This is a genomic window from Nocardia sp. NPDC005978 (assembly GCF_040614455.1).
Taxonomy (GTDB): Bacteria; Actinomycetota; Actinomycetes; order Mycobacteriales; family Mycobacteriaceae; genus Nocardia.
In genome coordinates, this window is sequence record NZ_JBEXUS010000085.1 from 1 (window position 1) to 19,132 (window position 19,132).

A 19,132-nucleotide genomic window follows, 5' to 3' on the forward strand; every position below is an offset into this window, starting at 1 on the left:
CCCCGGCCAGCCCACCCCCCGCCGGCGCGTGACGCGACCGGCGGGCGGTGGATTCCGGGCGGTGTCGCCCGGCGCTTGCGGGCTTACTTGGCGGAGTCCGCGGCCTCCAGTTTGCGGGCCGCGACGAGGCTGGTGACGGTGGTGACGACCAGTACGCCGCAGATGACGCCGAGCGAGAGCGGGGTGGAGATCTCCGGGACGTCCACGCCGGACTCGTGCAGCGCGTGCAGCACCAGTTTGACGCCGATGAAGCCCAGGATCACCGACAGTCCGTAGCTCAGGTGGATCAGCTTCTTGAGCAGTCCGCCCAGCAGGAAGTACAGCTGGCGCAGGCCCATCAGCGCGAACGCGTTGGCGGTGAACACGATGTACGGGTCCTGGGTCAGGCCGAAGATGGCCGGAATCGAGTCCAGGGCGAACAGGATGTCGGTGGTGCCGATGGCGAGCATGACCACCAGCAGCGGGGTCATGATGCGCTTGCCGTTCTTCTGAACGAACAGCTTGGTGCCGTGGTACTGGTCGGCGACGCCGAACCGGTGCTCGATGGACTTCAGGAGCCGGTTCTCCTCGAACTCCTCGTCCTCTTCCTCGGCCCGCGCCTCCTTGATGAGCTTCCACGCGGTGTAGATCAGGAACGCGCCGAAGATGTAGAACACCCACGAGAAGTTGGAGATGATGGCCGCGCCGGCGCCGATGAAGGCCGCGCGCAGCACCAGCGCGATGAGCACGCCGAACAGCAGCACGCGCTGTTGCAGGTGCGAGGGCACCGAGAACTTCGCCATGATCAGCACGAAGACGAAGAGGTTGTCCACGCTCAGCGACTTCTCGGTGATGAAGCCGGCGAAGAATTCGGTCGACGCCTGGGATTCGCCCATGAACAGCAGGCCGAGGCCGAACAGCGCGGCCAGCGCGATCCAGACCACGGTCCAGATGCCGGCTTCCTTCATGGAGACGTCGTGCGGTTTGCGGCCGATGAAGAAGTCGACGGCGATGAGGGCGCTCAGGACGGCGACCGTCACCGCCCACATGGTCAGAGAAACATCCACTACACACGCCTCCGGGGCAGGTCCGCACAACACGATCAAGGATTGGTCGCCAGCGGGAGAAGCCCCTGGGTCTTCGTCGAGGCTACCGAAATCTCCAATAAAGGTAAAGAAATCCAAAAGTTCAGGTCAGTCAAGGGTCAAAGACGAGAAACGGCATCCGAACGAGTCACCGGTTACAACTCACAGCGCGCGGCAGTACAGCGCGTCGGGGTGACCGCCGCGCAGGATGCCGCGCGAGAAACCGATGCCGGCCGCGTATTCGTTCGCGTCGCACTGCGCTTTGTAGTAGCCCGTCGCGTAGTCGCCGCCCTCGCCGGACGCGGGGCGGGTGTCGCCGCGGTCGTCCCAGAGGGTGCGGCCCGCGCCGGCCAGGGGAATCCGCCCGGGCGCGCACAGCACGGCGGACACGCTGTCCCCGCGCAGGCTGTACCCGATCATGAATTGCCCGTCCGCGCACTGATATTTGGTGAAGCCGCGCGCCCAGTCGGTGGTGACGAGCTCCTGTTTCACGACCGTGGCCCGGGTGTCGGGCTGCCACAGCGCGGCGTGGGTCGCGTCGGTGCACAGCCCGCCCTGCCCGCGGCTGCTGATGCCGATCAGCCGCTGATCGTCGGGGCACGCCAGTTTGCGCGCGCCCGCATCCCAGTCGCTTGCCGCGCGCAGCGAGGCGTTGTCGTCGGCATGGCGGGCCGAGAGCATCGACCAGGTCCGCACCGGTGCGACCGGGCCGGTCGTACCGTCGTGCGCCAGCAGCCGCTGGATATGCGGGGCGCGCCAATCGTCGGCGTCCACCGCGCGGCGCACGGCGCCGTCGGTGTCGTACCGCACCAGTCCCCACTGATTGCCCTGATCACCGTGCTGGAATCCGACGACGGGCCAGTAGGCGAAGTCGAGATCGCGCTCGATGAGGAAGTCGACCATGTTCGCGAACCACGCACGATCCTGCGCCGTCGCGTCCTTGCCGATGCCGAATTCGCTGATCCACACCGGCGCGGTGAAATGCCGGTCCGGGGTGGTGGCGGCGTAGCCCGCGAGCGCGTCCATCGCGGCGAACAACTCGCCGCGCGCCAGCTCCCGGAAGCGGGCGTCGTGGGTTTCGCCCCAGCCGCTCGCCCCGGTGTGCTTCGGGCCGATGTAGCCGTAGAAGTGCGCGGCGTAGACGAGTTTGTGCGAGCGAACCAAGGTGGCGGACAGGTCTTTCAGCGGCTTCAGGATGGGCCGGTCGTGCCAGGTGAGGTCGGTCGGAATGCCGGACCAGTTGATGCCCTCGATCATGATGAGCAGATTCGGGTTGGCGTCGGCCAGGATTCGGTTGCCCGCGCGCTCGGCGGCGGCGGCCCAGTCGTGTTTGTCGCCCAGCCCCCAGTTCGGGTTGTCCAAGGTGTCACGGCGCACCTCGTTGCGCAGATCCGCGCCCACCACACCGGAATTCGATCGGTAGCGCGCGGCCAGGAATGCCCAGTCCTCGATCCACTTCTCGGTGCTCTGCCCGGAGTTCCAGCGTTCGCTGCCGTCCACCGCGCAGCACCAGCGGGTGGCGGTGGTGTGATTGTTCAGGATGACGGCGAGTCCGGCGTCGGTGAGCGCGGCGACGGCCCGGTCGAACACCTCGAGCGGGGTGAGCCCGTTGAGTCCGGGGTTCGCGGTCAGCCCCCGCACCGGGCGGGCGTCGCCGATCATCTCGTTGGAGAACGGCAGCCGAATACTGTTGAACCCCAGCGCTCGGAAGTCCGCGATCAGCTGTCCCATGGGCACGCGGTCCAACCCCAGCGGGGCGCGATGACCGTTCTCCTGTGCGAAGTTGTTCGCGTCCTCCTCGTCGCTGCCGTTGCCCTGCCAGGTGCCGCTGGAACCGTGCCAGTTGCCCGACTTCAGTTTCACGCGTTGGCCGTTCGCGTCCACGATGTACCGGCCCACGGTGCTGAGCGGACCCCGCAGGGCGGCGGGATCGGCCTGCGCGGCGGGGGTGAGGTGCTCGGCCGGGACGCCGAGCGCCCCGGCCAGCAGTGCCAGTACCACCGCGGCCCGCGCGGATCCGCGGGTCAGTCTCACGCGCACGGTGGTCCGGCGCGATCCGTCGAATAGTGTGTTCTGCACGGCAAATCTCCTGTGTCGCACTGCAATCAGCTCCGCACCCGCTCCCACAGCCGGAGGTAGACCTCCGCGCCGCGGAACACGTCGCTCATGATCTCCGGGCCGCCCAGGACCCGGACGGCTTCGAGCCAGTCGGCGTAGCTGCCGTAGGTGGCGGTGCCGTCGGTTCCGATGTCGAAAGTGCGCTCGCCCCAGCGCTCCCGGCCGAAGACCACGCTGCCGTCGTACGAGGTGAACGGGTAGGCGACGATCCCGGGTCCGATGGGACCGCCCTGCCCGGCGATGCCGTTCATATCCGAGCCGAAGCCGTACCCGAACTCCCCGGCGGGCCGGGGCATGGCGCGCGCCGCACGCCAGTTCTCCACGAATCCCGCGGGGCCGCCCGCGTACGGCGTGGCGAAACCACCGGCGGCATAGACTCTTTTCGTCGTCTTGTCCGAGTCCCACCCGTGCGAGGACAGCACGCCGGGATAGCCGCGGCGCTCGATGATGGACATGACCTCCCCGGCGGTGGCCTCGCTCAGGTGATCGACTTCGATCAGGAATCCGAGGTCGATCATCCGGTTGATCAGGTACTCGCCCAGCTCGGTCAATCCCCTGGCGTTGCAATGTGATCCGGGAGCGTACAGCGGCAGCGGCGCACCGCCGAGCAGCGGACCGGTCAGCAGGCTCAGGAACTGGTTGAGGTGCCCGGCGACGGGCACCGACGGCTGGGTGCTGTCATGTTCGGGACCGGTGCAACCCTGCACGTTCCAGAAGGTCCCCGTCTGCATGAAGTTGCCGGCGTTCACGAGCAGACCGGTCACATCGTGGTCCATCTTCGTGCCGCCGAACGCGTTGTCGAACTTGTGGACCGGGAAGAAGCTGCTGACCCCCAGTGCCCGGAGTTCGGTCAGACTGCGGTCGACATCGCCCCGGGTGCACTGCGGTTGACCGAGGAACACCCCGCAGCCCAGCGGATTCGACACCTCCATCCCCAGGACCACCGCGAGCTTGCCCGCCGCCGCCACCGCGCGGGCTTGGCCCGGATCGGTGACGATGCGGAAGAACCCCCGTCCCGGACCGCCGGACTGGGCGTCGATGTAGTTCTCCAGCGCGCGCAGCCCGGCCGCCTGCGTGCGCACCGAAGCCATGTCGTCGCAGGGGTTTCGGCGGTCGGTCATCATCGCGCACAGCGATTCGTTGTCGACCAGATCGACCGTCAGCACCCGCAGCCCGGCCTTCCACGACCGCTCGATGCCGGTCCAGTAGGCGCCCTCCGCGGTCAGCACCGAGGGTTTCGGCCAGTCCCGGAATCCGGGCCAGCCCGCGGTATCCGACTTGCGGAAGGGCTCGCCGTAATCGAGGAAGCTCGCGACCAGACCGTTGGTGCCGGTGCGATATTGCGCGCAATCGGGCAGCGCGTAGGTGACCCCGAACCGATGCCAGGGCCGGCCGCAGTGGAAATCGCCGCCCATGAATTCGTAGGCGGTGACGTGCGCGTGGGCGTCGATGGTGCCCACGATCGAGCCATCCGCGCCGACACCCGAGCCCGGCGTGCCGTGCGCATTGGCCTGTGCCTCCGGGAATTCCGCGCAGCCGGTGTCGGGCGCGAAGACCGCGGGCGTGCTCAGCGTGCCGTTCGAGATCGTGAATCCGGCAGCACCCGAGCCGTTCACCGTCCACACCGCGGCGTCCGAGGGTTCTCGCGCGGCCCGAATCGCACCGCCGGTCGCTTCGAGCACCTCGCGCTGCCGCCCGTAGAGCAGGTATTCGCCGAGCGCGGTGGCGCGCATGCGGAACGGCTCGGCCGCGGGAACCAGTGGCCCGGCGGGGGTTTCGATTCGAAAGCAGCCGTCGACCAGCGAATAGCGGGTCTGCCCGGGATCGCCGGCCGGGTCCGCGGCGGCCGGACCGGGGGCGGCGAGACCGGCCCCGACCAGGGCCGTGGCCGCGAGCACCGGCATCGCCCTGCACGGGCGGAAAAGCGTGAAACGCAAGGCTTCTCGTTTCTGAACTAGTTCCATTTCACATTTTGAGCACACGCGAACCGCGATGCCGGCGCTTCCACGGGACCCGCCGGCGCGCACCCTTCCGTCAAATTACTATGGAAGATAGTTTTTCGTGGCCGATTGTCAGGCCGCGATCAAGCCGACCAGCCCGGTGATCGATCCGACGGCGACGACCGCCGCGAGCGGGGCCAGCGACAGCGTCGCCACCAGCATGGCGGCGGCCGTGCACCGTGCGGCCGAGCGCGATTCCGGCGCCGCGGCAAGGCATTCCAGGCGGGTGGCCAGGTCGGCGTCGATCAGCCCGAGGCGACCGGCGGGCGCACCGGCGGTATGCGCGGCGACGGTGCGCAGCGCGGTGTAGAGCGACTGCGGATCTGTCGAGTTCGCGGCCGTGCGATCGGCGGCGAGTTCGAGCAGGGTGGCCATGGCGGCCGGGGCCGCGGTGAACAGCGGCACCCACCCGAACGCCCGGGCCAGAATCTGGCACGCCCCCAGAATGTGGTGGTGGAACCCGCGCAGGTGCGCGTTCTCGTGCGCGAGTACGGCCCGCCACTGCGCGTCGGTCAGGCAGCGCGCCAGCCCGTCGGTGACCACGACGTAGCCGCCACGTCCGGCGACGCTGTACGCCAGCGGAATCGGATGGTCGAGCCGGACCAGCCGCGCGCCGGCGGGGTCCGCGCGGCCCAGTATCTCGATGAGTTCGGAGTGCCGGCGGCGCAGTGCCGTCTCCCGGCCGCGATGCCCGATGGCGATGCGCGCCAGCTGCCCGGTCGGCACGATCATGCCGATCAACACCACCGGCATGATGAGCCCCGCGGTCCAGGTGATCACCAGCGGCTCGAGCGCGGCCAGACTGCGCGCCACCGCCTTCGCGGCCCGCTCCCCCGGCGGGTCCCCCTGCCACGCCAGCGCGATCAGCACCAGCACGGCGCTGCCCATCACGGCCGCGATCGCGCCCAGCCAGGCCGCCATCCCGATGCGCGGGGCGGCGCTGAAGTCTATCCGGGCCAGCACGCGCGGCCCGGCGATCGCGAGTGCGAAACCCGCTGCCAGCAGGGCGGTTATCACGATCACGCGGTACTCCCGCCGCCGGATAGCCCGCGCCGCAACGCTTCCACCTCGCGGGCGCTCGCGGTACGCGCCAAATGCAGCAGTACCGCCGGTGCGTCGGGACTGTCGTCGAGGATCTCGCGCAGCAGATCGGTGGTCGCCTCGGCCCGGGTCCGGCTGGGCTGGTACCGATACGACCGCCCCACCTTCTCCCGCCGCACCCAGCCCTTCTCCCACAGATGCGTCACCACGGTCAGCACGGTGGTGTAGGCGGGCACCCGCTCGTCGGTGCCGAGTCCCGCCACCAGGTCGTGCACGGACAGCGCGTCCGCGCTCTCCCACAGCACCGCCATCACCTGGCTCTCCAGCGCACCCAGGCCCTTCATAACCCCAACCCCGTCCGATCCACGCCCGGCCGGGCGACCCTGCCCGGCCATTGCCCGCCAAACCTACTATCCGCCATAGTTTTCAGCCGGGGCTCGCGGAAAGTTCCCGGGCGCGGGGCCGATCCGGCCGAATGCGGGGGACGCCTCGGCCGAGCCGGCTGCCGAGATAGTGCGGGTCCAGGCGGAGCGCGCCGGCGAATACCCGAGGGAAGCGGTCAGCTCGCGTTTCCGGGCCGGTCGGACAGGCCCAGGCGCAGGTGTTCGCTGTGGTAGATCGCCTCGTCGAGCAGCTGCGCGACGTGATTGTCGTGCAGGCTGTAGATGATGCTGCGGCCCGCGCGGGTGCCGACGACCAGGCCGAGATTGCGCAGCAGGCGCAGCTGATGCGAGACCGCCGACTGCTCCATGCCGATCGCCTCGGCGAGTTCGGTCACCGGCAGCGGCCCGTGCCGCAGTTCGGTCAGGATCAGCAGCCGGCTGGGGGTGGCCAGGGCCTGGAGGGTGTTGGCGACATGGGCGGCCGCGGCGGCGTCCAGCCGCACCGGCGGGCGGTCGCGCCCTTCGACTCCATGTCCCATGACCGGAGAGCTTAGTGTGCCACAACACATGAATAGATCTTCATATTTTCTGTTATCGTGGCCGCGTTCCCGACCGTTCGTCCCGGAGGAGACCGGTGATCGCGCCGACCGTCGTACCGTCCGAGTTCGCCCCGTCCGCCGCACCGGTGCGTCGCACCCGGCCGTTCGACCTGACCGAAACCCGCTGGGCCGCAGCAGCCCTCGGGCTGTTCGTGATCGGGCTGGGCGCGCAGCTCGCCGGCGCGCCCGAGTGGATGTGGTGGGCGTGCTACCTCGGCTGCTACGCGGCGGGCGGCTGGGAACCCGGGCTGGCGGGGCTGCGCGCGCTGCGTGAACGGACACTGGACGTAGATCTGCTGATGGTGGTCGCCGCGCTCGGCGCGGCGGCGATCGGCCAGGTCACCGACGGCGCGCTGCTGATCGTCATCTTCGCGACCTCGGGTGCGCTGGAGGCGTTCGCGACGGCGCGCACCGAGGATTCGGTGCGGGGGCTGCTCGATCTCGCGCCGGACACCGCGACCCGGCTGGATCCCGCGGGCGCGGAACGGGTGGTGCAGGCGGCCGACCTCGTGGTGGGCGACGTGCTGCTGGTCCGCCCGGGAGAGCGAATTCCGGCCGACGGCACCGTGATCGGGGGCGGCAGCGAGGTCGATCAGGCCACCATCACCGGGGAGTCGATGCCGGTACCGAAGACCGCGGGCGACGAGGTCTTCGCCGGGACGCTCAACGGCACCGGCGCGTTGCGGGTGCGCGTGGATCGGCGGGCCGCGGAGTGGGTGGTGGCGCGGATCGCCACCCTGGTCCAGGACGCGGGCCGCACCAAGGCCCGCACGCAGCTGTTCATCGAGAAGGTCGAGCAGCGGTATTCGGTCGGCATGGTCGCGGCCACGCTCCTGCTGTTCGCGATACCGCTGATCTGCGGCGACACCCTGCAGCGCGCGCTGCTGCGGGCGATGACCTTCATGATCGTGGCCTCACCGTGCGCGGTGGTGCTCGCGACCATGCCGCCGCTGCTGGCCGCGATGGCCAATGCCGGGCGGCACGGTGTGCTGGTCAAATCCGCGGTGGTCATGGAACAGCTGGGCGCTGTCTCGCGGATCGCGTTCGACAAGACGGGAACCCTGACCCGTGGGACGCCCGAACTCGCCGAAATCCACCGTCTGGAAACACGATTCGACGAAGACGAGCTGCTGCGCCTGGCAGCGGCCGCCGAGCGGCCGAGTGAACATCCGCTGGCCGCCGCGATCGTCCGCGCCGCCGATGCGCGAAAACTGCCGGCGCCCATCGCCGATGACTTCCTCGCCACACCCGGGCAGGGTGTGTCCGCGCTGGTGGAAGGCCATCGCGTCGCGGTGACCGCGCCCGGCGCACCGCGGGTCGCCGAGGATTGCACGACGGAAACCATCCGGCGCCTCGAGGCCGGGGGCCGCACGGCCGTGATCGTCACCCGGGACGGCACTCCCGTCGGCGTGCTGGCCCTGACCGACCGGGTCCGCCCCGAAGCGCGGCGCACGGTCGCCGCGGCGCGGCGGTTGACCGCTGCCGACCCGATCCTGTTGACCGGCGACAACCACCGCGCCGCAACGCTGCTCGCGGGCGCGGTGGGCATCACCGACGTCCGCGCGAACCTGCTGCCCGCGGACAAGGCCGCCGCGATCCACGCCCTGCAAGCCGGTGGCGAGCGCGTTGCCATGGTCGGCGACGGCATCAATGACGCACCCGCGCTCGCCACGGCGACCGTCGGCATAGCCATGAACAGCCCCGCGGCGGACCTCACGCTGCACACCGCGGACGCGATTCTGATTCACGAGGACCTCACCGCGGTCCCGGCTGTCATCGCCCTGTCCCGCCGTGCACGGCGCGTCGTCATCGCCAACCTGACGATCGCCGCCACCTGCATTGCCGCCCTTGTCATCTGGGACCTGGCCGGGACGCTTCCGCTTCCGCTGGGGGTGGCAGGTCACGAAGGCTCCACACTGCTGGTGGCACTCAACGGTCTGCGCCTGCTCCGGGATTCGGCCTGGCAGCGCGCGGCGGAGGAGCGGTGAGTTCGCCCCACATACGCACTGCCACGGCGCTTTACCCGAGCGTCAGGCGCGGGCGGTGATGTCGCGCGGTGTCAGCACGCGGATGTCCGAGCCGGATTCGGCGACGGAGATCATGGCGCGGCCGATCTCGCGATTGTCGTTGACGATGTTGGGGGCGAGGCGTTTGAGCACGGGGATGAGGGGACCGGTCACCGCGTAGGCGGCGCGGTACAGCGGGGTCTTGGAGATCACGCCGTCCTTCGGCTGGATGAAGCCGGGGCGGAACATATACGCCCGGAACGGAAGTGCGAGCAGGTCGTTCTCGGTCTTGCCCTTGACCCGGGCCCACATCGTGCGGCCCCGCTCGGTGCTGTCGGTGCCCTGTCCGGAGACGTAGATGAACGTCATCTTCGGATTCGCGTCCGCCAGCGTGCGGGCGACCCGCATGGTGAGGTCGTAGGTGATGCGGCGGTACTCGTCTTCCTTCATGCCCACCGAGGAGACGCCGAGGCAGAAGAAGCACGCGTCGATTCCCGGCAGCTCGTCGGACAGCGCCGAGAGATCGGCCGGGTCCGGCTGGACCACCTCCCGCAGTTTCGGGTCGGTGAGCCCTGTCGAACCGCGCCCGATCGCGAGCACCTCCGTCACTCGCGCATCGCGCAGGCACTCCCGGAGCACCCCTTGGCCGACCATGCCCGTACCACCGAAAACGATGACCTTCATCCCTCGATCTTGCCCGAGCCCGGCCGCGGGAATCCGCACGCGCGCCGGGCCGGGCACGGGGATCCGTGGCGTTTCACCGCCGGAAGGCACGATCCCTTGTAATTGAATTCACAGTAAATTACCTTGGGTTCAATTGCTGAGCGCGGTGAGAGGAGACGGCGATGACGCGGTCGTGGTGGGGCTGGGGAAACGTCGAGGACGCGGTGACCGGAGCCGAGCGGGCCGCACTCACCGAGCGAGTGAAGGCCATCGCCCCCGACGCCGACCTGTCGGTGCACGAGGCTCCCGCGCTGTCCGAGCTGAAGGTGCCGGACTCGCGCATCGAGGCCCCGAAAGCACTGTCCGGCTTGGCGTCCCAGGACCTGCGTGATCGCGTCGCGCACGGCCACGGGCAGGCGTTCCGGGATGTGGTGCGGGCGTTGCTCGGCCGCGTGGACAACGTGCCGGACCTCGTGGTGCGCCCGCGCACCGAACAGGATGTGGTCGACGTCCTGGACTGGTGCGCCGGCGACGGGATCGCGGTCATCCCGTTCGGCGGTGGCACGTCGGTGGTCGGCGGTGTGGAACCGCGCGGAACCGACGACTACCCGGGTGTCGTCTCGCTGGATCTGGGCGGGCTGAACCGGATCCTGGAGATCGATCACGTGAGCCGCGCCGCCCGCATCCAGGCGGGGATGCTCGGTCCCGCGCTGGAGCAGGCCCTGCGCCCGGAGAATCTGACCCTGCGGCATTTCCCGCAGTCGTTCGAATTCTCCACGCTCGGTGGCTGGTTGGCGACGCGCGCGGGCGGGCACTTCGCGACGGTCTACACCCATATCGACGACATGGTCGAATCCATGCGGGTGGTGACGCCGGTGGGAATCAGCGAATCGCGCAGGCTGCCCGGGTCGGGCGCGGGCCCCTCCCCCGATCGCATGTTCCTGGGGTCCGAAGGCATTCTGGGCGTGATCACCGAGGCGTGGATGCGCGTGCAGGTGCGACCGCGCTGGCGGTCGGGCGCGTCGGTGCTGTTCGACGACTACACCGCCGCCGTCACCGCGACCCGGGTGATCGCGCAGTCGGGCCTGTTCCCGGCGAACTGCCGCCTGCTCGATCCCATGGAGGCGTTCCTCAACGCCGGGACTCCCACCTCCGGCGGCGTGCTGGTGCTCGGCTTCGAATCCGCGGATCATCCGGTGGACGAGGCGATCTCGCATGCCCTGCGGATCTGCGGCGAGTACGGCGGCCGGGTACCCGACGGCGTGAGTTCCGCCGACTCCGAGCAGGATTCGGCGCGCACCGGCTCGGCGGACACCTGGCGCTCCTCGTTCCTGCGCATGCCGTATCAGCGCGACGCCCTCGCAGCGCAGTCGATGATCGTGGAGACCTTCGAAACCGCCTGCACCTGGGATCGTTTCGAGGAATTGCGCGCCGCCGTGCACGCCGCCGCCGCCGGGGCCTTCGATGCGCTCGGCATCACCGGCGTGGTGACCTGCCGCTTCACCCACGTCTACCCCGACGGCCCCGCCCCGTACTTCGGGATCTACGCGGCAGGCCACTGGGGCCGGACCGTGGAACAGTGGGACGAGATCAAAGCCGCTGTCTCCCAGGCACTGTCGGACTCCGGCGGCACCATCACCCACCACCACGCGGTGGGCCGCGATCACCGCCCGTGGTACGACAACCAGCGCCCGGAGCCCTTCGCGACCGCCCTGCGCGCGTCGAAGTCGGCCCTGGATCCCGCGGGGATCCTCAATCCCGGCGTGCTGATCGATCCCGCGCTCCGCCCGTGACCGGCGGCGAGACGGCCGCGAATCGGGCCGGGACCAAGGGCGTTCCGCGTGAGCAGCGCGAACAGCAGATCCTCGACATCGCGACCGCCGAGTTCGGCGATCGCGGCTACGCGAACGCCTCGCTGGCCGATATCGCCTCCGCCGCGGGGGTTTCCAAGCCGCTGATCTACACGTACTTCGGTTCCCGCGACGGTCTGCACGCCGCGTGCGTGCGGCGCGCGGGCGACGGCCTGGTCTCGGCGGTGGCCGCCGCCCAGGGGGTGCCGGGCGCGTCCGGTAGGGCGCTGGCCACCCTGTCCGGGATCTTCACCGCGCTGGACGGCCGCACCCAGAACTGGCGCGTGATCTACGACCAGACCCTGCCCCGCCCCAGCGCGGCGTTCGACCATGCTCGCGGCTACCAGGAGGCCCTGAACGGGATGGGCGCTTCGGGCGTGGACGAGGTCCTGGATGCGGCGGGCGTCTCCGCGCCCGAGGACCATTCGCTCCTGCTGGCCTGGTGGTTCAGCATCGTCTCGACCACGATCTCGTGGTGGCGCGAGCACCCCGGGTACACACCGGAACAGATGACCGAGCACTGCCTCCGGGTGTTCACCGCCATCCGGCAGCCGTCGCCCTAGCGTTCCGCTCGACGGCGGTTCGCTCGCGCGTCAGGCGGTGTCCGCCGTCCCCTGTCCCGCGCTGTCCACCAGCCCGGTCGACCAGCGCGCGTAGGTGACGAACGGATTCACCGTGATGACATCCGCCACGCGGATCAGGCCGGCCGGAACGGCTTCCCCCGCGAAATGCGCCGCGCTGGGCACGAATACCGCCTCCGCCTCGATCCGCGCGATGGTCGCTTTCAACCCCGCCAGCGGGCGGTCGTTCGTACGCCCGTCCACCACAACCATTTTCGCGAAGTCGTACCCGAGCCGGCGGGCCCGGCTCCGGATCTGCTCTTCATCCCACGCCTGCTGCACGCGGGAAACGTCGCTCCGGATGTAACCCAGTGCTGTCGGTCGAAAATTCACGGCTTCTCCTCCGCTCCTGATCGCCTTGCTCGGAAAGCAACTCGGATCCGGAGACCGCTTATCCGGCTCCGAGCGCCTGTAACCAGCACACGCCTTCAGTAGTGCAGGGGTTTCCCGAATCGGGTGCACCAAACCAGCAACGGGAAATCGCCGGCACACCGCCCGGAAGGAATGGGGTGATGTATGCGAAGCGGGTGAGACCGCTCGCCCGGGGCGGGGAAACCACATGAATGAGACGGGATCGACCCTGCCGCGCCGACAACTCGGCCGCTATCTCTTCGAATGGCGAACTCGCACGGGAATGACCCGGACCAAAGCCGCCCAGCTACTCGACATGGGCGCGAGCAGTCTCCAGCCGCCCTTCGTGATTCTTGGCTACGAGAGTCCACGCTGATTCGCAGTGGTTCGAGAGCAGCTACAGCCAGGCCGGTGGAGAATGCGGCGAGGTCGCATTCCTGGGCGCGGGGGTGGTTGGGGTGCGGGACTCCAAGAACCCCGCGGGCGCGGCCCTCGTATTCGATTCCGGCGCTTGGGATCGATTCACGGCCGACGTTGCGAAGGGCTCGTTCAACCTGCCGTGAACCAGTCGAGGATCTCGGCGTTGACCGCGGCGGGCTGATCCACCTGGAGGAAGTGGCCCGCTTCCGCTATCAGCGCGTGCCGCGAGCCCGGCGGTAGATGATTCGTGAGCGCGGGATCGACCGCGTCGAAGCTCAGGCAGCCGTCGGCCGCGCCGTGCAGGTAGAGGACCGGCACGGTGCTCGCCGTGAGCGGTTGCGCCGCTGGGCGTCCCGGCCGTCGCGCGGGCGGGTTCAGCATCGAGCGGTAGTAGCCGAGTGCCGCCGCGACGTTCTCGGGAGCCCGTAGCGCGTCGAAGACCGGCCGCAAATCCTCGTCGTGGCCCGGCGACCAGTCCCGCCACAGCCCGGCGATGAAATCCGCGTTCAGCACCGACTCCGCCACGGGCGTCTGGAACAGGTAGATGTAGAACGACCGTTTGAGCTGTTCGTAGCTCAGCGAGCCCGCCCGCAGCGCGGCCGTCGGCGGCATGGACATGGCCACCGCGCGCCGCCAGCGGCTCGGCTCCGCGGCGATCGCGCCGTACACGGCGGGCGCGCCCCAATCGTGGCCGACCAGAACGGCATCGGCCCCGCCGCCGAACGCTTCGTGCAGCGCGTTCGCGTCCGCCGCCAGCGCACCCGCCCGATACGCCCCGTCCGGGGCGACCGAGGTGGGCGCGTAGCCCCGCATGTAGGGCGCGACGACCCGGTATCCCGCCGCCCCCAGCTCTTTCGCGACATGCCGCCACGAATGCGGCGTGTCCGGGAACCCGTGCAGCAGCAGCGCGAGCGGCCCGGAATCCGGTCCCGCCGAGAGATATCCGAACTCCAGCCCGTTCGCCTCGATCATCGCGATCTCGTTCATACCCGCCACCGTATTCGCCCCGTTTCGCCGAATGGCGCTGTCGGGGTACGAGTTACCTCACAGCGCCCGGCCGAGTTTGACGGCGTCGCCCGCACCGGGGCGCACCATCCATACCCGCTCGGGGATAACCGTTCCCGCTTCGGTGCGATACGAATCGACTCGCAGAACGGACTCCCCCGCCGCACCGCCGAGTACTTCGGCGCGAACGACCGAGCCGTCGGAGAACAAAAGTTCGTAGTCGGCGGCCGGGCGGTCGGGCCGCAGTTCGAGACCGGCGAACAGGTGCGTGTATCCGACCTCGATGTGCGCGGGCGCTTCGTTGTCGTGAGTCATTTCCGCAGCCTAGGGCGTTGCGCCGGGTTCATGACACGCCGACACCCGACCGGCCGCCGGGGCTTCACGATTCCTCGTTGCCCCCGGAATTGGGGGCACCGGGGGTATGTGAATCTTCACAAAATTGAAATGCGATCCTTTACCTTGCGAAGGTTGTCGGGCGACGGTTCGATCGCGAGTCTCGAAGGGTTTTCTCATGCGCTCTCTCATCACCGCCGCCGCGATGGTATTCGGATCGGCGGTATTGCTGAGCGGGCTCACCGCGCCGTCGGCGACTGCGGAGAACGCGCCCGGGCAACCGGGGAAGTCCTTGGTCGTCATGGGCGATTCGAATACCGCCAATGCCACCTGGGCCACGATGCAGCCGCAGCCCGCGGGCGTGCCGTGCCAGCGGCTGGACACCTCGTGGCCGACGCAGCTGGCCCAGCGCATGGGGTTGTGGGACAGCAAAGACATCGAGGACGTGTCCTGTGTCGGGTCGTACATGTACCGGCACGGCGAGGACAACTTCTGGACCGCGCTGACCCAGGCCCGCCAGGCCGCTGCCTCCGGCGCGTTCGGCGACCGCACGAAAGCGGTGCTGATGCAGTTCGGCCTGAACGACGCCTGGGGCGAAAACCACAGGGCCCAGGATGCTTTGGCCCCCTGCCTGGTGAACGTGGTCCGTGGCTGCAGCACCGCGGACGCGGCGACCACCGCCTATCCCCCGACCCTGCTGACGGCCCAGCTCTACGTGGACAAGCTCCGCGACATCGTCACCTACATCCGCTACTACGCCCCGAACGCCCGCATAGTCCTGGTCGGCTACCAGGAGATGCACACCCCCGGCGACGACACGATCTGCATGTCGGTCCTCGGCGCCCCCGTGGCCCTCCCCCGCGCGAGCGCGGTGACCGACGTCTTCGACAGCGTCCAGCAGGCTCCCCGCGCCGCCGCCACCGAACTGGGCATCGAGTACTTCGACTCCGCCGCCGCGACCGCCGGCCACGGCCTCTGCTCCCCCGACCCCTGGCTGAACGGGATCTTCACCCCCGGCCCCGACTTCTTCGGCCAGCCCGGCCACCCCACGGTCGAAGGCGACGCGGCCGTGTCCCGGGGCCTGCAGGAGTATTTGGCCGCCCCGGCTCCCCGCTGACCGCGCGCCGACACGACCGCCCGGCGGCTCGAACCCTGCCGGGCCGCGTTCGTCCCGTGGACTCCGGGACTCCCTGTCGCCGGAGTTCGTGCGTGTGCGCCCCAACGGGATCGAACGCAACGGCGTTCGATCCCGATATATCCCTGGGACAGGTCCGCCCGCCTCGATTGCGAGATCCCATGGACACCACGACCGAAACCGCACGCGCCCTTGCCATTCGCTCGGTGCACCTCATGTCCGAGGGCGAGCGCGCCGACTTCGACGCGATCATCCACCCCGACGCGATCAACCGCGAGGGCAAATCCGAGCCCCCCGCGACCCGGGGCCGCGGCCCCGCCGCCTACTACGCCACGGCCCTGTGGCTCCGCTCCGCCTACTCCGGCCTCCGCCACACGATCGAGGCCGCCGTGGTCCAGGGCGACCTGGTCGCCCTCCACACCACGATGCACGGCCGCCACACCGGCCCCTTCGTCACCTACGACGAGTACGGCGCGATAGACCAGGTCTTCCCACCCACCGGCAAGACCTTCGCCACCACCCAAACCCACTGGCTCCGGGTCTCCGAAGGCAAAATCATCGAGCACTGGGCCAACCGAGACGACCTCGGCCAAGCCGTCCAACTCGCCTGGGTCCCCCCAACCCCCACCTACCTCCTGCGCATGGCAAGAGCCAAACGCAAGGCCCAACGGGAACACGGCGGCCGGTAACGCGAACAGCCGCGCCGATCCGAGGGACCGACGCGGCTGTGAGCGCGAAAACCTAGACGTTGAAGCGGAACTCGACCACGTCGCCGTCCACCATCACGTATTCCTTGCCTTCGATCCGGACCTTGCCCGCCGCCTTCGCGGCGGCCATCGAGCCGGCCTCGACCAGGTCGGCGTAGGCGACGATCTCGGCCTTGATGAAGCCGCGTTCGAAGTCGGTGTGGATCACGCCGGCCGCCTTGGGGGCCGTGTCGCCCTGGTGAATCGTCCAGGCGCGGGACTCCTTCGGGCCCGCGGTCAGGTAGGTCTGCAGGCCGAGGGTGTGGAAACCCGCGCGGGCCAGGGCGTGCAGGCCGGGCTCGGTCTGGCCGATCGACTCCAGGAGTTCCAGGGCGGACTCGTCGTCGAGCTCGATCAGCTCGGACTCGATCTTGGCGTCCAGGAACACCGCGTCGGCGGGCGCAACGGCCGCCTTCAGCTCGGCCTTGCGGGCCTCGTCGGTCAGCACCGTCTCGTCGGCGTTGAAGACGTAGAGGAACGGCTTGATCGTCAGCAGCGACAGTTCCTTGAGCAGCTCGACATCGAGCTCCTTCTGGGCCGCGAACAGGGTGCGGCCGCTGTTCAGAATGTCCTGCGCCTGCTTGGCGGCATCGGCGACCGGCTTGCGGTCCTTCTTGATGCGCGCTTCCTTGTCCAGGCGGACGACCGCCTTCTCCAAGGTCTGCATGTCGGCCAGGATCAGCTCGGTCTCGATGACCTCGATATCGGCCAGCGGATCGACCTTGCCGTCCACGTGCACCACGTCGTCGTCGGCGAACACGCGCACGACCTGGCAGATGGCGTCGGCCTCACGGATGTTGGCGAGGAACTTGTTCCCCAGGCCCTCGCCCTCGGACGCGCCCTTCACGATGCCGGCGATGTCGACGAACGTCACCACGGCGGGCAGCTGCCGCTCGGAACCGAAGATCTCCGCGAGCACCCCCAGCCGCGGATCCGGCAGCGGCACGACACCGGTGTTCGGCTCGATGGTCGCGAACGGGTAGTTCGCGGCCAGCACGTCGTTGCGGGTCAGCGCGTTGAAGAGCGTCGACTTTCCGACGTTGGGCAGGCCGACGATTCCGAGGGTGAGACTCACGAGAAAGAGAGCTTACCTGCGCACTCCCCACCCGGACACGCCGGGCGGCGCGGACGGCGGGCACGGGCCCGGCCCGGCCCGGACACCGCGGAACCGGCCTCGCACCCGCACACACCGGCCGGTGTCGGCACCGCAGAGAGTTCATAGATTGCCGCGCATTCGCGAACCGAGTATGGGAGGGTCGGATTGCCGCATTCAGCCACAAAACCACCCTGATAGAGACATCGAGACCGGAGATAGCCGACAGATCGCGGTGAGCGAGGGGGACAACCTTGGCCACAACGACCCACACCCCCGACAAGACCATGCCGCTGCTGACCCTGTCGGCCATGGTGGTCGGTTCCATGGTCGGCGCGGGCGTGTTCTCCCTGCCCCGCAATTTCGGCCAGGCCACCGGCGGCTTCGGCGCACTCATCGCCTGGGCCATCGCGGGCACCGGCATGTTCACCCTCGCCCTGGTCTTCCAGAGCCTCGCCGTCCGCAAACCCGACCTCGACGCCGGCGTCTACGCGTACGCGAAGGCCGGCTTCGGCGAATACCTCGGCTTCATCTCGGCGTTCGGCTACTGGGCCAGCGCCTGCGTCGGCAACGTGTCCTACTGGGTGCTGATCAAATCGACCCTCGGACAGGTGCTGCCGATCTTCGGCGAGGGCAACACCGTCCCCGCGGTCCTGCTCTCGACCGTGTTCATCTGGGCCTTCCACTTCACGGTGCTGCGCGGCGTCCAGGAGGCCGCGACCATCAACAAGATCGTCACGATCGCGAAGATCGTGCCGATCCTGGTCTTCGTCATCGTGCTGCTGTTCTATTTCGACCCCGGGGTGTTCGCCGACAACTTCTGGGGCGGTGACGGTTACACCGAATCGCTCTTCAGCCAGGTGCGCGCCACGATGCTGATCACGGTGTTCGTCTTCCTCGGCATCGAGGGCGCGAGCGTGTACTCCCGCTACGCGCGCAGCCGCGCCGACATCGGCCGCGCCACGATCCTCGGATTCCTCAGTGTGCTGGCGGTTTTCGCCTCCGTCACCATGGTTTCGTTCGGCATCGTGCCGCGCGAGGAACTGGCGGGCATGCAGCAGCCCTCCATGTCGCCGGTCTTCGAATCCGCGGTCGGCCCGTGGGGCGCGTGGTTCATCAGCATCGGGCTCATCGTCTCGGTGCTGGGCGCGTACCTCGCCTGGACGCTGATGGCCGCGGAAGTGCTGTTCGTCGCCGCCGAGGACGACGACATGCCCGCGTTCCTGGCCCGGGTCAACGCCAACCGGGTGCCGGTGGTCGCGGTGACCTTCACGACCGTGCTGATCCAGCTGGTCCTGCTGACCACCCTGTTCTCCGACGACGCCTTCACCTTCACGCTCAAACTCAGCAGCGCGCTGTCGCTGGTGCCATATCTGCTCGCGGCGGCCTACGCGCTGAAACTGGCGAGCACCCGCGAGACCTACGACGAGATCAGGCCGCAGGACCGCAACCGCGAACTGCTCATCGCCGGCGCCGCGACGTTCTACACCGCCTTCATGATCCTGGTCGCCGGACTCGAATTCGTGCTGCTGTCCTTCATCATCTACGCCCCCGGAACCATCCTGTTCATCCTCTCGCGCCGGGAACGCGGCAAGAAGCTGTTCAGCCCGGTCGAAGCGGTGCTGTTCGCCATCACCGTGCTCGGCGCGATCGCCGCGATCATCGCCCTGGCCACCGGACTGATATCCATCTGAGGAGACCGAAT

Annotated in this window: 19 protein-coding genes; 8 read left to right on the top strand and 11 right to left on the bottom strand. The window is 69.0% G+C overall.

Going from position 1 to position 19,132, the window contains the following annotated elements; all coding sequences use genetic code 11:
• Window positions 1–83: 83 nt before the first annotated feature.
• The 6 genes from ABZ319_RS29565 to ABZ319_RS29590 all read right to left on the bottom strand — a co-directional run bounded on the left by ABZ319_RS29565 (window position 84) and on the right by ABZ319_RS29590 (window position 7,145).
• Entirely contained in the window at window positions 84–1,046 is a 963-nt protein-coding gene (locus ABZ319_RS29565) for a TerC/Alx family metal homeostasis membrane protein (RefSeq protein ID WP_354989785.1), read from the bottom strand.
• Window positions 1,047–1,226: 180 nt separating this feature from the next.
• Window positions 1,227–3,143, bottom strand: coding sequence for a cellulase family glycosylhydrolase (locus ABZ319_RS29570; RefSeq protein WP_354989786.1), 1,917 nt, complete (start codon window positions 3,141–3,143; stop codon window positions 1,227–1,229).
• A 26-nt stretch (window positions 3,144–3,169) separates the two neighbouring features.
• On the bottom strand, window positions 3,170–5,119 hold the full coding sequence (locus ABZ319_RS29575; protein WP_354989787.1) for a peptidase: 1,950 nt from the start codon (window positions 5,117–5,119) through the stop codon (window positions 3,170–3,172).
• A 135-nt stretch (window positions 5,120–5,254) separates the two neighbouring features.
• The gene (locus ABZ319_RS29580; RefSeq protein WP_354989788.1) at window positions 5,255–6,205 is read right to left on the bottom strand and encodes a M56 family metallopeptidase; all 951 of its coding nucleotides are present in this window, start codon (window positions 6,203–6,205) and stop codon (window positions 5,255–5,257) included.
• A complete protein-coding gene (locus tag ABZ319_RS29585; protein WP_354989789.1) occupies window positions 6,202–6,567 on the bottom strand; it encodes a BlaI/MecI/CopY family transcriptional regulator in 366 nt (121 codons plus the stop codon). Before ABZ319_RS29585 ends, ABZ319_RS29580 begins: the two co-directional genes overlap by 4 nt.
• 215 nt (window positions 6,568–6,782) lie before the next feature.
• The gene (locus ABZ319_RS29590) at window positions 6,783–7,145 is read right to left on the bottom strand and encodes a metalloregulator ArsR/SmtB family transcription factor (protein ID WP_354989790.1); all 363 of its coding nucleotides are present in this window, start codon (window positions 7,143–7,145) and stop codon (window positions 6,783–6,785) included.
• Between the two features lie 98 nt (window positions 7,146–7,243).
• Between ABZ319_RS29590 and ABZ319_RS29595 the strand changes: the two genes are divergently transcribed.
• On the top strand, window positions 7,244–9,193 hold the full coding sequence (locus tag ABZ319_RS29595) for a heavy metal translocating P-type ATPase (protein ID WP_354989815.1): 1,950 nt from the start codon (window positions 7,244–7,246) through the stop codon (window positions 9,191–9,193).
• 42 nt (window positions 9,194–9,235) lie between these two features.
• Here the strand turns inward: ABZ319_RS29595 and ABZ319_RS29600 are convergent, their stop codons facing one another.
• Window positions 9,236–9,895, bottom strand: a complete 660-nt coding sequence (locus ABZ319_RS29600; RefSeq protein ID WP_354989791.1) for an NAD-dependent epimerase/dehydratase family protein — start codon at window positions 9,893–9,895, stop codon at window positions 9,236–9,238.
• Between the two features lie 161 nt (window positions 9,896–10,056).
• Between ABZ319_RS29600 and ABZ319_RS29605 the strand changes: the two genes are divergently transcribed.
• Complete coding sequence (locus ABZ319_RS29605) at window positions 10,057–11,667, top strand: FAD-binding oxidoreductase (protein ID WP_354989792.1); 1,611 nt, start codon at window positions 10,057–10,059, stop codon at window positions 11,665–11,667.
• Entirely contained in the window at window positions 11,664–12,287 is a 624-nt protein-coding gene (locus tag ABZ319_RS29610; protein WP_354989793.1) for a TetR/AcrR family transcriptional regulator, read from the top strand. Before ABZ319_RS29605 ends, ABZ319_RS29610 begins: the two co-directional genes overlap by 4 nt.
• Window positions 12,288–12,317: 30 nt before the next feature.
• Here the strand turns inward: ABZ319_RS29610 and ABZ319_RS29615 are convergent, their stop codons facing one another.
• Window positions 12,318–12,677 (bottom strand): hypothetical protein, encoded by a 360-nt coding sequence (locus tag ABZ319_RS29615; RefSeq protein WP_354989794.1) that lies wholly within the window; start codon window positions 12,675–12,677, stop codon window positions 12,318–12,320.
• A 226-nt stretch (window positions 12,678–12,903) separates the two neighbouring features.
• Between ABZ319_RS29615 and ABZ319_RS29620 the strand changes: the two genes are divergently transcribed.
• Together ABZ319_RS29620 and ABZ319_RS29625 are read left to right on the top strand one after the other, a co-directional pair.
• A complete protein-coding gene (locus tag ABZ319_RS29620) occupies window positions 12,904–13,071 on the top strand; it encodes a hypothetical protein (RefSeq protein WP_354989795.1) in 168 nt (55 codons plus the stop codon).
• Complete coding sequence (locus tag ABZ319_RS29625) at window positions 13,049–13,258, top strand: DUF397 domain-containing protein (RefSeq protein ID WP_354989796.1); 210 nt, start codon at window positions 13,049–13,051, stop codon at window positions 13,256–13,258. Before ABZ319_RS29620 ends, ABZ319_RS29625 begins: the two co-directional genes overlap by 23 nt.
• Here the strand turns inward: ABZ319_RS29625 and ABZ319_RS29630 are convergent.
• Window positions 13,245–14,102 carry an alpha/beta hydrolase gene (locus ABZ319_RS29630; protein WP_354989797.1) on the bottom strand — a complete coding sequence of 286 codons (858 nt, stop codon included), beginning with the start codon at window positions 14,100–14,102 and terminating at the stop codon, window positions 13,245–13,247. The genes ABZ319_RS29625 and ABZ319_RS29630 overlap by 14 nt on opposite strands.
• 57 nt (window positions 14,103–14,159) lie before the next feature.
• On the bottom strand, window positions 14,160–14,435 hold the full coding sequence (locus tag ABZ319_RS29635) for a hypothetical protein (protein ID WP_354989798.1): 276 nt from the start codon (window positions 14,433–14,435) through the stop codon (window positions 14,160–14,162).
• A gap of 196 nt (window positions 14,436–14,631) precedes the next feature.
• Between ABZ319_RS29635 and ABZ319_RS29640 the strand changes: the two genes are divergently transcribed.
• Together ABZ319_RS29640 and ABZ319_RS29645 are read left to right on the top strand one after the other, a co-directional pair.
• Window positions 14,632–15,570 (top strand): SGNH/GDSL hydrolase family protein, encoded by a 939-nt coding sequence (locus ABZ319_RS29640; RefSeq protein WP_354989799.1) that lies wholly within the window; start codon window positions 14,632–14,634, stop codon window positions 15,568–15,570.
• A gap of 179 nt (window positions 15,571–15,749) precedes the next feature.
• Window positions 15,750–16,277: an ester cyclase gene (locus ABZ319_RS29645; protein ID WP_354989800.1), complete on the top strand. Its 528-nt coding sequence runs from the start codon at window positions 15,750–15,752 to the stop codon at window positions 16,275–16,277.
• Between the two features lie 52 nt (window positions 16,278–16,329).
• Here ABZ319_RS29645 and ychF read toward each other — a convergent pair whose 3' ends face one another.
• A complete protein-coding gene (ychF, locus tag ABZ319_RS29650) occupies window positions 16,330–17,409 on the bottom strand; it encodes a redox-regulated ATPase YchF (protein WP_354989801.1) in 1,080 nt (359 codons plus the stop codon).
• Window positions 17,410–17,681: 272 nt separating this feature from the next.
• On the opposite strand from ychF, the gene ABZ319_RS29655 reads away from it, so the two are divergent.
• On the top strand, window positions 17,682–19,121 hold the full coding sequence (locus ABZ319_RS29655; protein ID WP_354989802.1) for a basic amino acid/polyamine antiporter: 1,440 nt from the start codon (window positions 17,682–17,684) through the stop codon (window positions 19,119–19,121).
• The last annotated feature ends 11 nt before the right edge of the window (window positions 19,122–19,132 follow it).

Coding starts and splice junctions, on each gene's coding strand:
- ABZ319_RS29585 (WP_354989789.1), bottom strand. CDS start 6,567: ATGAAGGGCCTGGGTGCGCTGGAGAGCCAGGTGATGGCGGTGCTGTGG.
- ABZ319_RS29590 (WP_354989790.1), bottom strand. CDS start 7,145: ATGGGACATGGAGTCGAAGGGCGCGACCGCCCGCCGGTGCGGCTGGAC.
- ABZ319_RS29600 (WP_354989791.1), bottom strand. CDS start 9,895: ATGAAGGTCATCGTTTTCGGTGGTACGGGCATGGTCGGCCAAGGGGTG.
- ABZ319_RS29605 (WP_354989792.1), top strand. CDS start 10,057: ATGACGCGGTCGTGGTGGGGCTGGGGAAACGTCGAGGACGCGGTGACC.
- ABZ319_RS29620 (WP_354989795.1), top strand. CDS start 12,904: ATGAATGAGACGGGATCGACCCTGCCGCGCCGACAACTCGGCCGCTAT.
- ABZ319_RS29630 (WP_354989797.1), bottom strand. CDS start 14,102: ATGAACGAGATCGCGATGATCGAGGCGAACGGGCTGGAGTTCGGATAT.
- ABZ319_RS29635 (WP_354989798.1), bottom strand. CDS start 14,435: ATGACTCACGACAACGAAGCGCCCGCGCACATCGAGGTCGGATACACG.
- ABZ319_RS29640 (WP_354989799.1), top strand. CDS start 14,632: ATGCGCTCTCTCATCACCGCCGCCGCGATGGTATTCGGATCGGCGGTA.
- ABZ319_RS29645 (WP_354989800.1), top strand. CDS start 15,750: ATGGACACCACGACCGAAACCGCACGCGCCCTTGCCATTCGCTCGGTG.